Genomic DNA, 14,834 nt, shown 5'->3' on the forward strand with positions numbered 1-14,834 from the left:
GCCGGGGTCAGGGGGAACATTCCCCCTGACCCCGGCCCTCGGCATAGGGGGCTGCGCCCCTTTCCCCTGCCTCATCGGCCCTCCGGGAGCCGCGGAGCGGCGTTTGGCGGGCCCGGGGGGCGGCAGCCCTCTGGTTTCGGGAAGGGGCGGGATCGGGGAGCCCCGGGCAGGGCCCATCCCGAGCCGGTCGTTCGGAAAGGTGATCGCCCCCGCGCCGACGTACCCTGGACACCCCCGGCCCGTGCGACGAGTCGGGCTGTTCGCGTTGTTCGCATCGTTCTCTGCCCCGGACTGGATGCCCCTTCATGAGCCTGCACGGACTGCTGGACGTCGTCGTCGAGGACGCGGCCCTCACCGAAGCGGTGAAGGCCGCGGCCGACGGCAACCGGCATCACATCGACCTCGTCGGCCCCCCGGCCGCCCGCCCCTTCGCCGTGGCGGCGCTCGCCCGGGAGGCCCGCCGGACGGTCCTCGCGGTGACGGCCACGGGCCGCGAGGCGGAGGACCTGGCCGCGGCGCTGCGGACGGTGCTGCCGCCGGAGGGGGTCGTGGAGTACCCGTCGTGGGAGACGCTGCCGCACGAGCGGCTGTCCCCGCGCTCGGACACGGTGGGCCGCCGTCTCGCGGTCCTGCGCCGCCTGGCGCACCCGCGCCTGGACGACGCGGCGGACCCGGAGACGGGCCCCGTGTCGGTGGTGGTGGCGCCGGTGCGCTCCGTACTGCAGCCGCAGGTCAAGGGGCTCGGGGACCTGGAGCCGGTGGCGCTGCGCACGGGCGAGTCGGCGGACCTGAACGAGACGGTCCAGGCCCTGGCCGCGGCGGCGTACGCGCGCGTGGAGCTGGTCGAGAAGCGCGGCGAGTTCGCCGTCCGCGGAGGCATCCTCGATGTCTTCCCGCCCACCGAGGAGCACCCCTTGCGGGTGGAGTTCTGGGGCGACGACATCGAGGAGATCCGCTACTTCAAGGTCGCCGACCAGCGCTCCCTGGAGATCGCGGAGCACGGCCTGTGGGCGCCGCCGTGCCGCGAGCTGCTGCTCACCGAGGAGGTCAGGGGACGGGCCGCGGCACTGGCGGAGCAGCACCCGGAGCTCGGCGAGCTGCTCGGGAAGATCGCCGAGGGCATCGCCGTGGAGGGCATGGAGTCCCTGGCACCGGTCCTGGTGGACGACATGGAGCTGCTGCTCGACGTGCTGCCGAAGGGCTCGATGGCGCTGGTCTGCGACCCGGAGCGGGTACGGACGCGGGCCGCGGACCTGGTGGCGACCAGCCAGGAGTTCCTGCAGGCGAGCTGGGCCGCGACGGCCGGCGGCGGTGAGGCCCCGATCGACGTGGGCGCGGCCTCGCTGTGGGGCATCGCGGACGTCCGGGACCGGGCCCGCGAGCTGGGCATGATGTGGTGGTCGGTGAGCCCGTTCGCCGCCGACGAGACGCCCGATCCGCAGGACCTGGCGGACGCCGACACCCTGAAGCTCGGCATGCACGCCCCGGAGACGTACCGCGGGGACACCGCGAAGGCCCTCGCCGACACCAAGGGCTGGCTCGCCGACGGCTGGCGCACGGTGTACGTGACGGAGGGCCACGGCCCGGCCGCCCGCACCGCCGAGGTCCTGGGCGGTGAGGGCATCGCGGCCCGCCTGGACGCCGACCTCACCGAGCTCACCCCGTCCGTGGTGCACGTGGCGTGCGGCTCCATCGACTACGGCTTCGTCGACCCGGCGTTGAAGCTGGCCGTCCTGACGGAGACCGACCTCACCGGCCAGAAGGCGGCGGGCAAGGACGGGCAGCGCATGCCCGCCCGGCGCCGCAAGACCATCGACCCGCTGACCCTGGAGCCGGGCGACTACATCGTCCACGAGCAGCACGGCGTCGGCCGCTACATCGAGATGGTGCAGCGCACGGTCCAGGGCGCGACCCGTGAGTACCTGGTCGTGGAGTACGCCCCCGCCAAGCGCGGCCAGCCCGGCGACCGCCTGTACATCCCCACCGACCAGCTGGAGCAGATCACCAAGTACGTGGGCGGCGAGGCCCCGACCCTGCACCGCCTCGGCGGCGCCGACTGGACGAAGACCAAGGCGCGCGCGAAGAAGGCGGTCAAGGAGATCGCCGCCGACCTGATCAAGCTGTACAGCGCGCGGATGGCGGCCCCCGGCCACACCTTCGGCCCGGACACGCCCTGGCAGCGCGAGCTGGAGGACGCCTTCCCGTACGCGGAGACGCCCGACCAGCTCACCACCATCGCCGAGGTCAAGGAGGACATGGAGAAGTCGGTCCCGATGGACCGGCTGATCTGCGGCGACGTGGGCTACGGCAAGACGGAGATCGCGGTCCGCGCGGCCTTCAAGGCGGTGCAGGACGGCAAGCAGGTCGCGGTGCTCGTGCCCACGACGCTCCTGGTGCAGCAGCACTTCGGCACGTTCTCCGAGCGGTACTCGCAATTCCCGGTGAACGTACGGGCGCTGAGCCGCTTCCAGAGCGACACCGAGTCCAAGGCGACCCTGGCGGGCCTGAAGGACGGCGCCGTCGACATCGTCATCGGCACCCACCGCCTGTTCTCCTCCGAGACCAAGTTCAAGGACCTGGGCCTGGTCATCGTCGACGAGGAGCAGCGGTTCGGCGTCGAGCACAAGGAACAGCTGAAGAAGCTGCGCGCGAACGTCGACGTCCTGACGATGTCGGCGACGCCCATCCCCCGTACGCTCGAAATGGCCGTGACCGGCATCCGCGAGATGTCGACGATCACGACCCCGCCGGAGGAGCGGCACCCGGTGCTGACCTTCGTCGGGCCGTACGAGGAGAAGCAGATCGGCGCGGCCATCCGGCGCGAACTCCTGCGCGAGGGCCAGGTCTTCTACATCCACAACCGGGTCGAGTCCATCGACCGGGCGGCGGCCCGGCTGCGCGACATCGTGCCGGAGGCGCGCATCGCGACCGCCCACGGCCAGATGTCCGAACAGGCCCTGGAGCAGGTCGTCGTGGACTTCTGGGAGAAGAAGTTCGACGTGCTCGTCTCGACGACGATCGTCGAGTCCGGCATCGACATCTCCAACGCCAACACCCTCATCGTGGAGCGCGGCGACAACTTCGGTCTGAGCCAGCTGCACCAGCTGCGCGGCCGCGTCGGGCGTGGCCGCGAGCGCGGGTACGCGTACTTCCTGTACCCGCCGGAGAAGCCGCTGACCGAGACCGCCCACGAGCGGCTCGCGACGATCGCCCAGCACACGGAGATGGGCGCGGGCATGTACGTGGCGATGAAGGACCTGGAGATCCGCGGCGCCGGAAACCTCCTCGGCGGCGAGCAGTCCGGCCACATCGCGGGCGTCGGCTTCGACCTCTACGTCCGCATGGTGGGCGAGGCCGTCGCCGACTACCGCGCGTCCCTCGAAGGCGGGGCGGAGGAGGAGCCGCCGCTGGAGGTCAAGATCGAGCTGCCGGTCGACGCGCACGTCCCGCACGACTACGCCCCCGGCGAGCGCCTTCGCCTCCAGGCGTACCGCGCGATCGCCTCCGCCAACACGGAGGCGGACATCAAGGCGGTGCGCGAGGAGCTCACCGACCGCTACGGCAAGCTGCCGGAGCCGGTGGAGAACCTGCTCCTGGTGGCGGGCCTGCGGATGCTGGCCCGGGCGTGCGGTGTCGGCGAGATCGTCCTGCAGGGCACCAACATCCGCTTCGCGCCCGTGGAGCTGGCGGAGTCCCAGGAGCTGCGCCTCAAGCGCCTCTACCCCGGCACGGTCATCAAGCCCGCCACCCACCAGGTCCTGGTGCCGCGCCCGAAGACCGCGAAGGTCGGCGGCAAGCCGCTGGTCGGGCGCGAACTCCTTGCCTGGGTGGGGGAGTTCCTGACGTCCGTACTGGGGTAGGGCGCGCGGCCCGGCGGAGTCCGGCGGGACCCGGCCGGGCCCGACGGGCTCAGAAGGTGCGCAGGTCCACGGCGGCGGCCATCGCCCGGTATCCGGCGTCGTTCGGGTGCAGGGCGTCGCCGGAGTCGTAGGCGGGCGCGATGCGGTCCGGGTCGGCGGGGTCGGCGAGGGCGCGGTCGAGGTCGACGACCTCGTCGTACGCGCCGGAGGTGCGGATCCAGTCGTTGACCGCGTCGCGCTTGGCCTCGTTGGCCGGGGTGTCGTAGAAGGAGCCCTTGACGGGGGTCAGCGTGGCGCCGACCACCTTGATGCCGCGGGCGTGGGCCTGGCGGATCAGGGCGCGGTGGCCGTCGATGAGCGCCCGGACCGACACCTCGGGGGTGGGGCCGCCGGGGTAGCCCGGGCCGCTGCCGCCGATGTCGTTGATGCCTTCGAGGACGATGACGGTGCCGACGTTCGGCTCGCTCAGGACGTCCTTCTTGAAGCGGACGACGCCCTTCTCACCGGCCCAGGTGGTGTCGTTGGTGACCTGGTTGCCGGCTATCCCGTGGTTGAGGACGCTGCGCGGCCTGCCCGCGGCGGCGAAGCGCTCGGCCAGCTCGTCGGGGTAGCGGTTGTCGGTGTTCACGGTGGAGCCGGTGCCGTCGGTGATGGAGTCGCCGAAGGCCACCACGGAGTCGCGGCGCGCGGTCCCCTTGCCGCTGACCTCGACGCCGGAGAGGTAGTACCAGGAGTCGCTGGTCTCCGTGAACGCGGCGCCGTCGCGGTCGGCGGTGTGGTCGCCCTGGGCGCGGTAGCTGGTGGCGGAGGACTGCATGTGGAAGGTGGTGGGTCCGGTCGGCTCCGCCAGGTACAGCGTGACGGTCAGGGACTCCAACGCCTTGACGGAGAACGGGACGCCGTCGCTGTGGACCTTGCCGCCCGCCGGGATCGTCACCGACCCGTCCTTGCCGAAGGCGAGCCTCCGCACCGAACCGCCCTCGACCGCGGCGCCCTCGGCCGTGCGGGCGATGGTCGCGCCGGTGATGCGCAGCGGCGTCCTGCCGTACCGGTTGGACAGCTCGATGCGGGCCTTGGTGCCGCCCTTGCTGACCCGGACGACCTGCCGGACGGTGTGCTGCGCGAAGCCCTGCTGGGACCAGTTCGGCGCGAAGATCTCGGTCGGCGCCTGCGGAGAGGCGGCCCAACCGCCCTGCCAGGCACCGACCTTGGGGGCGTCGTGTCTGCTCCTGTACGTGGTGGTGTCGTGCCCGGCTTTCCCGGTCGCCCCGGTCGCCCCGGTCGCCCCGGTCGCCCCGGTCGCCTCGGCCGCCGCGGCGCCGGAGGAGCCGGTCAGCCCCTGCGCGCCGACGACGGGCAGTGCGGCCAGCGTGGCCGTCGCGAGCAACGCGGCGCCCGTGCGGCGCGCCGAACCCTTGGACCTGATGCGTCCCGTCATGTGTCCCGCCCCCATTTTCCGTGTCCCGTCCGGAGCCTCCGGCAAGGTCACTGCCCTCAAGCGGAGTCGGGCTCCGGCTATTCCCGGGGGCGGGTCGGCACCGCGCCGGGCGGCAAGATGTCAGGGGGTGCAGGCCGCCGCGACCGAGAGGCTGTTCTCGTAGAGGTGGTGCCGCGTGATCCGCCCGCCCTCGACGGTCAGCCGCAGCGCGAACGGGCCCTCGAAGGACTTCCCCGTGGCCCGCACGGTCCCGGACAGGTGCCCCATGATGATGGCGTCCTGCCCGGTCACCAGGTACGTGTCCACGCTGGCGCGGGCGTCCTCCGCGACGGTGTACCGCGCCAGGTCCTCGGCCTGGGTGGCGCACTCGGCGCCGGTGGCGCGTGGGCGGATCCAGGGGCAGGCCGGGTTCTCGGCGAGCAGCCAGTCGACGTCGTCGGCGAACAGCTCCGCGAGACGGGCGGAGTCGCGCGCGGCGGTAGCGGCGAGGAAGGCGTCGGCGGTCGCCCGGGTGGCGTCCTCGACGGTGGTGGACGCGGCGGTCTCGGCGGTTTCCGTGGACTCCGTGAACATGGACGACTCCCTCGTTTACGTACGGCTGGCCCTGCTTGTGCGCGGGGCCCTGCAGACGTTCTTGAGGATGCCGGGGGAGGAGGTGGGGCGTCGATTACTTTGCGGGTAATGGCGGGCGGTGCGGGCGCGCACGTTGGCAACACCTGGGTGCTGTAAGGGCGTTGCTAGGGTGCCGTGCAGGCGCTGCGACGGCAGGTGAGGGAGCGCGTGGCCTGCACCAGGTTGCCGGTTTCTCGGGAGGTGGCTGGAGGTCGCTCGTCCCCGTGGGTGCGGGGGTGGTCCCCGGCTGCACCACCTGGAGCGCGGCGAGGGGTAGTGGTCCCCGCGCGTGCGGGGATGACCCCTTCGTGATCAAGTGGGTGTACGCGCGCGGCATGTGGTCCCCGTGCTCCGGGGCGGCCCCGGCCCAGAGCTGCGAACTCCGGGCCGTCCGCCGTGGTCCCCGCGTCTGCGGGGGTAGCGCCTCCTGCTCCAAGTCCCGGGCGCCCAGGCCGCGGACGACGGAGACGTCCTTGGCCCGGCCCTTGAAACGGTCGAGGATGCCCACGGTGGGGCCCCTTCAGGGGGGTGGGGGAGGGATTCAAGGCCGACGATACGTCTGGTTTGGTCGGCTTGCCCGCTGGCGGACGGTATGGTCTGGACCACTTGGCCGTCGTGGTGGCGGCCGACCGGACGTCCGGCGGTGTGCGCCGGGCAGGGGAGGGAACTGCGTGATGCTCGGGGTCCCCAGGCGGCGTGCGCTGGGCTGTGGTGTCGTACTCGTCGCCGTGCTCGGCGGTCTGACGGCCTGTGACGGGAGCGGCGAGGGCGAGGGCGGGGCGCCTGGTTCCGGCGCCCGGGGCGGCCCCGCGCTCGCCGCCGTGGACTCGCTCGCCGTCAAGGGCCGCGCCCCGAAGACCGGTTACGACCGCGCCCGGTTCGGGAGCCCCTGGGCCGACACCGACTCCAACGGCTGCGGCACCCGCGACGACATACTCAAGCGGGACCTGGACGGGACGAAGTTCCGGGGCGGCGACTGCACGGTGGTGTCGGGCACCCTCGCCCCGGACCCGTACACGGGCAAGGACGTGGCGTTCACCCGCGGGCGCAGCCGTGTCGACATCGATCACGTCGTCGCCCTCTCCGACGCCTGGCAGAAGGGCGCGGGGAGCTGGCGCCCGAGCAAGCGCATCGCCCTGGCCAACGACCCGTTGAACCTCCTCGCCGTCGACGCGGGCCCCAACCGCGGCAAGGGCGACGGCGATACGGCGACGTGGCTGCCCGCGAACAAGTCGTACCGCTGCGCGTATGTGGCCCGGCAGGTCGCCGTGAAGAAGAAGTACGGGCTGTGGGTGACCGCCGCCGAGCGCGACGCGATGCGGAAGGTGCTCGCGCGCTGCCCGCAGGAGAAGCTGCCGGGCGGCGGGAACCCGACGGCGGCGCCGGAGCGGTTCCGGGCCCGGTGAGGGGGCGGGGTGCGGTGAGGTGCGGCTCGGCCGGCCGTGCCCCGTGGCTCGGTCGCCGTGACCTGCGGCTTCGCCCGTGCGGCGGTGCGTCGGCCGGACTCCGGGCGGCCGCGGGCTAATTCGGTTTCCGGGCCGCGCCCCGGCCGTTAGCGTGCGCGCATGGACCTGAAGATCACCTCGCTCGCCGAGCGGCCCGAACTCACCGACCCGATGTGGGCGATGGACGACACCTGGGCCGAGTTCGTGCAGTACGACCCCGTCGCCTGGTCGCTGATGACGAGGATCCCGGTGGAGTGGCCGGAGCACGTCCTGGTCGCGACCGACGCCGGGGGGAAGGTCGTGGCGCGGGCGTTCAGTGTGCCGTTCGCGCTGAGGGCCGAAGGGCGCGGGGAACTGCCCGGCGGCGGCTGGGACGCGGTCATGCTGTGGGCGTTCTCGGACCTCAAGCGGGGCCGGGAGCCCGACACCGTCAGCGCCATCGAGATCACGGTCGCCCCGGACGCGCAGGGGCACGGCGTCTCGGGGCAGGTACTCGCGGCCCTGCGGGAGAACGCGCGCGGGCGCGGCTTCGCCGAGGTCGTCGCCCCGGTGCGGCCCAACGCCAAGCACCTGGAGCCCGCGACGCCGATCGAGGAGTACGCGCGGCGCACGCGGCCGGACGGCCTGCCGCACGACCCGTGGCTGCGCGTCCACGTCCGCGCGGGCGGCGTCATCGAGAAGGTGGCCCCGGCGTCGATGACGGTGTCGGGCACGCTGGAGCGGTGGCGGGAGTGGACGGGCCTGCCGCTGGACGAGGAGGGGCTCGTCGAGGTGCCGGGGGCGCTGGTGCCGGTGCACTGCGAGCCCGGGCGCGGCTACGCGGTGTACGTGGAGCCGAACGTGTGGGTGCGGCACGCCCTGTGAGGTGAGGCGGTCTCTGCGGGGTGACCTGCTCCGCCCCGACCAGGACGCCCTCGACCCCTGGTTCCTCGCCGGATTCCTGCGCGGCACCGCCAACAACCGGCAGGCCAGCAGCTACGCCTCCACCTCTGCCCGGCTCGATGTGCGCCGCCTGCAACTGCCCCGGCTTCCGCCCGCCCAACAGCGCGGCTACGGCGAGCGGTTCCGGGCCCTCGCCGCCTTCGAGGACGCGCTGCGCCTCGCGGGCCGCCTCGGCGAGCGACTGGTGCGCGGCATGCACGACGGCCTGACGGACGGGAGCGTGGCGCCGTAGGCCGGTGGGAACGTGGCGCCGTTGACCGACGGGAACATGGCGCCGCAGACCGACGGAAGCGTGGCGCCGCAGTGAAGGGGAGCCGGTCCCCGGAGTGAAGGGACGCGTGGCGCTGTAGTGACATGACCAGTACGACAACGGTTCGGTACAACCCGGGACCGGTTGTCCGGGTCGGCCTATACGCTCGATTCTGCACTCGTTCGTTTGTCGGCCGTACGTTTCCGGGGCGCGCCCAGGGCGCCGCCCCGGTGCCCGCGTACGGCCGCGTCAGGTATCAGGAGCAGCCATGCACGGCCACGGCTACGGGCCGCAGCACCCGTCGGCCCCCTCCGGCGGACCGACGGTGACGCTGCGCGTCATGTTCGTGGTGCTCTCGGTCGTGACCTGCGGCTTCCTCGCGGCGGCGCCGATCCTGCGGCTCGCGCTCGTGACCCGCAGGACGCGGGACTGGGCGGCGTTCGGCGCCGTCGTCACGCTCGACGTCGCGGCCGTCGCCCTCGTCGCCAACGACCCGGGCGAGGAGATCACCACCTGGCGCGGCGAGCTGGGCGTGGGCCTGCTCCTCGGCACCCTCGTGGCCGCCGTGACGTACTACCTGATCCTGGAGATCCGCCACTTCCAGCGGGCCGACGCGCAGGCCCGGATGAGGTACCACCAGGCGCAGGCCATGGGCTACGCCACCGGCCCTCAGCAGGCGTACGGCTACCCGCAGCAGACCGGCCCCGTCCCGCACCCCGGCCCCGCCGCCCCGCACCCCGGCCCGCTGCCGTCCCCGCCCGCGCACACCGCGCCGCCGGCCCACACGCCCCCGCCGCCGTCGCGCCCCGCCCCCGCCCGCATCCACCAGGTCCGCGCGGAGCTGGACGAGCTGAGTGACTACCTGCGCAAGCAGGAAGGCGGCAACTGACCGTGGCAGGGGGGACGGACCACCGCCTGATCGCAGGTCGCTACGGACTCTCCACGCTCATCGGCCAGGGCGGCATGGGCCAGGTGTGGACGGCCTACGACCAGCGCCTGGACCGCCGGGTCGCGGTCAAGCTGCTCCGCCCGGACAAGGTCGCGGGCGCCGAGGCCGACGAACTGCGCCGCCGCTTCCTGCGCGAGTGCCGCGTCACCGCGCAGGTCGACCACCCCGGCCTGGTCACCGTGCACGACGCGGGCACCGAGGACGAGGACCTGTACCTGGTCATGCAGTACGTCGACGGCGCGGACCTCGGCGACCACCTCGCCGAGCACACCCCCTACCCCTGGCAGTGGGCCGTCGCCGTCGCCGCCCAACTGTGCGCCGTGCTCTCCGCCGTGCACGCCGTGCCGATCGTGCACCGCGACCTGAAGCCGCGGAACGTGATGGTCCGCCAGGACGGCACCCTCTGCATCCTCGACCTCGGCATCGCCGCCGTCCTGGACACCGACACCACCCGCCTCACCCACACCGGGTCCCCGATCGGCAGCCCCTCGTACATGGCGCCGGAGCAGGCCATGGGCGGCGCCGTCGGCCCGTACACCGACCTGTACGCGCTCGGCGTGCTGCTGCACGAACTCCTCAGCGGCGACGTGCCGTTCTCCGGCTCCACCGCGCTCGGCGTGCTCCACCGCCACCTCTACGAGCCGCCCCTGCCGGTGCGCAGGCTGCGCCCCGAGGTCCCCGAAGCCCTCGAATCCCTCGTCCTGCGGATGCTCGCCAAGGACCCGCAACACCGCCCCGCCAGCGCCCAGGACGTGTACGAGGACCTGGTGCCGCTGTTGCCCGGCCGCTCCGTGCCGACCGGCCGCCCCCTCGACCCGACCCGCCCGTTCCTGCGCCCCCACGCCCCCTGGCCCGACCGCGCCGCGACCCCCGCGCCCGCCCCGCAGCCGCAGCCGCCGGGCCCCGCCCGCGGCCAGGACGTCGCCGCCGCCGTCGACGAGGTCAAGCGCCTCCTCGGCGAGGGCCGCATCACCCAGGCCGTCGACACCCTCGGCGCGATCCTGCCGGCCGCCGCCGCCCAGCACGGCGAGCACTCCCCGGTCGTGCGCACCCTGCGCAAGCAGTACGCGGCCACGCTCATGGACGACGGCCAGTACCGCCGCGCCCTGCCCGAGCTGCGCCGCCTCGCCGACCAGCGCGCCGCCGAGTCCGGCCACGCCGACCCGCAGTCCCTCCAGTTCCGCTACGAGGCCGCCCAGTGCCTGGAACAGCTCGGCGAACCGGCGGCGGCCCTCGCCGAGTACCGCACGCTGCTCCCCTATTACGAGAACCAGTACGCCACCGACGACATCCGCCAGTCCCTGGAGATCCGCCGCCGCATCGGCCAGCTCCTGCTCGCCCTCGGCGACCGCTCCGCCGCGCACGACACCCTGGGCCGCCTCGTCCTCGACGCCGAGCGGGTGCACGGCATCGGCCACCCGTTTCCGGCGGAGATCCGGCGGACGCTGCAGTGGCTGGGGCAGGTGCGGGGGTAGGTCGGGTCGCTCGCGGGCGGGCCGGGTCCTGCCGGGTGACGGCGGCATCCGGGACCCGTCCGGTGGATCGGTCCCCAGCCGGTGCCCCAACTCCTTGCGAATCGTTGGTCGAATGGGTGGCCGAGCCGACCACCACTGCCTACCATCGATCACCGCAAGACTTTGTGCAGCGAAGCACAATCTCTCCACCGGGAGGCCCACTTGCACCGCCGCCGTCGCTCCGCGCTCGTCCTCTCCGCCGCAGCCCTCGTCGCGGCCCCGCTCCTGACCGCCTGCGGCAACGACGCGCACCCCGGTGCCGCCGCCGTCGTCGGCGACCAGCGCATCACGGTCGCGCAACTGGAGAACCGGGTGAACGAGGTGCGCTCCGCACAGCGGGACGCCCTGCCGGACGACAAGCAGTACGAGCAGGTCATCGCCAAGACCGGCGGCCTGACCCGCAGCACCCTGCACACCATGGTCCTCGACAAGGTCCTGCACCGGGCCGCGCGGGACGCCGGGGTGAGCGTCACGCGCAAGGAGATCCAGACCATGCGCGGGCAACTGGAACAGCAGGCGGGCGGCAGGAAGGCCCTGGAGGCGGGCTGGCTGCAGCAGTACAGCGTCGCGCCCAAGCACCTCGACGACAGCATCCGCACCGAGATCGAGGCCCAGAAGCTCGCCCGCGAACTGGGCGCGGACATGAACGCCCAGGACGGCCAGAACGCCTTCTGGGCCACCCTGTCCAAGACCTCCAAGAAGCTCGACGTCGACCTGAACCCGCGCTACGGCACCTGGGACGTCAAGACCAGCAAGCGCGCGGACCTCCGGACGCCGTGGGTGCGCGAGGTGTCGGGCGGCGGGACGGCACGGGCAGCGGCGTAGCGACCGACAGCGCTGTCGGCGTTGGCGGCAACGGCGGCAATGTCAGTGGGTTGGGTTACGTTCGGGACGTGAACGAGATCGAGACCGAGCCCGGCCGAGTGGTGCTGCTCACCACCAGTCACCGTGTCGCCCCCGGCCTGCTGTCCTGGGCGGCCTGGCGGCTGCTGCACGACGCGGACGAGGTCCTGTGCGCCGACGCGACCCACCCGCAGCTTCCGTACCTGCGGGAGGCGGGCGTCGAGGTCAAGCAGGCGTCGCCGACCGCCGAGGAACTGGTGCGGGCGTGCGCCGGCGGCCGCACGGTCCTGGTCATCGCCACGGCCGAGGGCGACCGCCCGCTCACGGACGGCCTGGCACGGCTCGCGGGCTCGGGCCGGGTGCAGATGCCGGACCTGGAACTGCTCCCCGGTTCGTACGACCTGCCGGGCGCCCGCCTCCTCGACCTCGTCCAGGTCATGGACCGCATCCGCGCCGACTGCCCCTGGTCGTCGCGGCAGACCCACCAGAGCCTCGCGAAGTACGGCATCGAGGAGGCGTACGAACTGGTCGAGGCCATCGAGGAGGGCGACAGGGACGAGCTCCGCGAGGAGCTGGGCGACGTCCTGCTCCAGGTGGTCTTCCACGCGCGGATCGCCGAGGAGGACGAGGACGAGCCGTTCTCCGTGGACGACGTGGTGGGCACCATCGTGGACAAGCTGATCCACCGCCACCCCCATGTCTTCGGCGACGAAACGGCGACCACGCCGGAAGAGGTCAAGGCGCACTGGCTGCGCACCAAGGCGATAGAGAAACAACGCGACTCCGTCACCGAGGGCATCCCCCTGGGCCAGCCCGGCCTGGCCCTCGCCGCGAAGCTGTCCTCCCGCGTCCGCACGGCAGGCCTCGACGTCCCGCTGCCCACGGGGGAGGGCGTGGGGTACGAACTGCTCGCGATGGCCGTCCGCGCGGAGGCCGAGGGCACGGACCCGGAGGCGGCACTGCGGGCGGCGGCCCGCGCGTATCGGGACGCGGTACGCGCGGTGGAGGCGCCCGGGGCTTAGGGCCTGTCCGGCTCCTTCCTCCACGCCGAACCATCGGACACGCCCTAGTACGGTTGCTTCCTGGGGGCGTTCCGGGCTCGCTCGCGCAGCCGAATCCGGCCCCGCTGAGCGGGAGTTGCGGCCCGAGGAGGCGACGGTGTACTGCCCGGAGTGCCGAGAGGAGTCGGACGACGACAACCTCTGCACGGAGTGCGGCTACGACATCAACGTGCCGGCGTTCAACCGCCCGGCCACCGGACCGCATCCGTCCGGGCATCCGCTTGCCGTACCGCTGCAGACCGTGACGCGGAACACCGTCATCGGCGACTCGGCGGGCCCGGTGATCCAGGCCGGCACCATCGCGGGTGACGTCACCGTCCACACCGCCGCCATCCCCGGCCCGGCCCCGGCCGACAGCTGGCCCCCCGTCGGACGGCTGCGCCGCCTGTGGTTCGGCGTGCGCCCCACGAGCCGCTTCGGGGACGAGCCGAGCCTCCCGCCGTACGTGCGGCGGGACTGCGACGAAGAGTTGCGCTCCCTCGTCACCCGCGGCCTGCGCGAAGGCGGCCTGATCGTCGTCACCGGCGGGCCCTTGTCCGGCAAGACGACGACGGCCTGGGCCGCGCTGTGCGCCGGCGCCGCGCTGGCGCCAGAGCCGCGCGTGCACGCCCCGCACCCGGGTGCGGACCTGCGGGACGTCGCGTCCGAGCTGCGCGGCCACACCGGCCACCACGTCCTCTGGCTCGACGAACTGGAGGGCCATCTCGGCCCGCAGGGCCTCACCGCGGCGCTCCTGTCCAGGCTCACCCAGGAGCAGGTCCTCGTCCTCGCCACCATGCGCGACAAGGCGTACGACGAGCACCGCTTCGGCGGCGGCCCCGCCGCCCGGGTCCTGAGCGGCGCCCGCACCGTCGAGCTGAGCCGCGGCTGGAGCGAGGCCGAACTGGCACGGCTCGGGCAGGCCGACGACCCGCGCCTCACGGACGCCACGAAGTGGCGCGGCGGCCGTGGCGTCACCGAATACCTGGCCCTGGGCCCGGAGCTGTGGGACGAGTGGCGCAGGGCCCGACGCCCACAGGCGCACCCGCGCGGCCACCTACTGGTGCGCGCGGCCGTCGACTTCGCGCGCTGCGGTCTCGAACAGGACATCCCGCTGACGATGCTGCACGCGATCAGTGTGTCCTACGACCTGCACGAGGCCCCCGGCGGTGAGGAGCGCAGGGACGAGTCGGTCGAGGACAACCTCGCCTGGGCCACCAAGCTGCGGTACGAGGCGACCGGATTGCTGGTGCCCGGGGCGAAGGCGGGCGCCTACCGGGCGTACGGCTCCCTCGTGGCGGACGCCGTGCGGTCCGGAGAGCTCGGGGCGGTGCCGGACTGGCTGTGGCTCGGCGTGGCCAAAGGGGCGAGCGATTACGGGTTCGACCTCGCACCCGTGCTCGCCGCATGCCGTGCCGCCACGGAGCCTCGGGTGGCCGCGGGCGACGTCGACGCGTACGTCCTGCTCGGCTTCGTCACGGAGCGCGCGGGCGATGTGTCGGAGGCGGAGGTCTTGTACCGCAAGGCCGCCGACCGGGGCAACGGCCTGGCCTGCGATCGACTCGGCCACATCCTCGCGGGTCGCGGTGCCGCCGTGGAAGCGATCACGTACCTGGAGAAGGCAGCCGAGGCGGGCTGGAAGGCGGCGTACGTCACCCTGGGCAAGCTGCACCGCGACCGCGCCCGGCACTGGCTCACCAAGGGCGCGGAGGCCGGGAACCCTCGGGCGGCCTTCCACCTGGCCGAGCTGGTGCTGCGGCCGGGGGGCGTGGACCGGGCGGTCCGCTGGTACCACGCGGCGGCCGAGGCCGGAGATCTCGACGCCGCCTTCGCCCTGCACGCCCTGCGGGTCGGGATCACCGCCACCCCCAATCCCGCGGAGCCCCCCGGCAGGCCCGCGGAGCCCCCCGAGCCCCCAGGGCCGCGCTAGCCCTGCCCCGG

The 14,834-nt window shown here is 73.3% G+C and carries 10 protein-coding genes and 1 pseudogene; 9 read left to right on the top strand and 2 right to left on the bottom strand.

Going from position 1 to position 14,834, the window contains the following annotated elements; genetic code table 11:
- The first annotated feature begins 305 nt into the window (after positions 1-305).
- Positions 306-3,860 carry a transcription-repair coupling factor gene (gene mfd / locus IE274_RS15870; protein WP_190116357.1) on the top strand — a complete coding sequence of 1,185 codons (3,555 nt, stop codon included), beginning with the start codon at positions 306-308 and terminating at the stop codon, positions 3,858-3,860.
- Between the two features lie 49 nt (positions 3,861-3,909).
- On the opposite strand, the gene IE274_RS15875 is transcribed toward mfd, so the two are convergent.
- Both IE274_RS15875 and IE274_RS15880 read right to left on the bottom strand, forming a co-directional pair.
- The gene (locus IE274_RS15875) at positions 3,910-5,298 is read right to left on the bottom strand and encodes an SGNH/GDSL hydrolase family protein (RefSeq protein WP_190116358.1); all 1,389 of its coding nucleotides are present in this window, start codon (positions 5,296-5,298) and stop codon (positions 3,910-3,912) included.
- A 120-nt stretch (positions 5,299-5,418) separates the two neighbouring features.
- Positions 5,419-5,871, bottom strand: coding sequence for a nuclear transport factor 2 family protein (locus IE274_RS15880; RefSeq protein ID WP_190116359.1), 453 nt, complete (start codon positions 5,869-5,871; stop codon positions 5,419-5,421).
- A 713-nt stretch (positions 5,872-6,584) separates the two neighbouring features.
- On the opposite strand from IE274_RS15880, the gene IE274_RS15885 reads away from it, so the two are divergent.
- The 8 genes and pseudogenes from IE274_RS15885 to IE274_RS15920 all read left to right on the top strand — a co-directional run bounded on the left by IE274_RS15885 (position 6,585) and on the right by IE274_RS15920 (position 14,823).
- The gene (locus IE274_RS15885) at positions 6,585-7,316 is read left to right on the top strand and encodes an HNH endonuclease family protein (RefSeq protein ID WP_190116360.1); all 732 of its coding nucleotides are present in this window, start codon (positions 6,585-6,587) and stop codon (positions 7,314-7,316) included.
- Between the two features lie 159 nt (positions 7,317-7,475).
- Complete coding sequence (locus IE274_RS15890) at positions 7,476-8,219, top strand: GNAT family N-acetyltransferase (protein WP_190116361.1); 744 nt, start codon at positions 7,476-7,478, stop codon at positions 8,217-8,219.
- 25 nt (positions 8,220-8,244) lie between these two features.
- A pseudogene (locus IE274_RS15895) lies at positions 8,245-8,529 on the top strand (restriction endonuclease subunit S domain-containing protein); the annotation flags it as partial.
- Positions 8,530-8,815: 286 nt separating this feature from the next.
- A complete protein-coding gene (locus IE274_RS15900) occupies positions 8,816-9,436 on the top strand; it encodes a hypothetical protein (protein WP_190116362.1) in 621 nt (206 codons plus the stop codon).
- On the top strand, positions 9,433-10,971 hold the full coding sequence (locus IE274_RS15905; protein ID WP_190116520.1) for a serine/threonine-protein kinase: 1,539 nt from the start codon (positions 9,433-9,435) through the stop codon (positions 10,969-10,971). The genes IE274_RS15900 and IE274_RS15905 overlap by 4 nt, the downstream gene beginning before the upstream one ends.
- 201 nt (positions 10,972-11,172) lie before the next feature.
- A complete protein-coding gene (locus IE274_RS15910) occupies positions 11,173-11,835 on the top strand; it encodes a SurA N-terminal domain-containing protein (protein ID WP_190116363.1) in 663 nt (220 codons plus the stop codon).
- Between the two features lie 68 nt (positions 11,836-11,903).
- Entirely contained in the window at positions 11,904-12,875 is a 972-nt protein-coding gene (locus tag IE274_RS15915) for a nucleoside triphosphate pyrophosphohydrolase (RefSeq protein ID WP_190116364.1), read from the top strand.
- A 136-nt stretch (positions 12,876-13,011) separates the two neighbouring features.
- A complete protein-coding gene (locus tag IE274_RS15920) occupies positions 13,012-14,823 on the top strand; it encodes a tetratricopeptide repeat protein (RefSeq protein WP_190116365.1) in 1,812 nt (603 codons plus the stop codon).
- Positions 14,824-14,834: the final 11 nt, after the last annotated feature.

The organism is Streptomyces flavofungini (assembly GCF_014650815.1).
Classification (GTDB): domain Bacteria; phylum Actinomycetota; class Actinomycetes; order Streptomycetales; family Streptomycetaceae; genus Streptomyces; species Streptomyces flavofungini.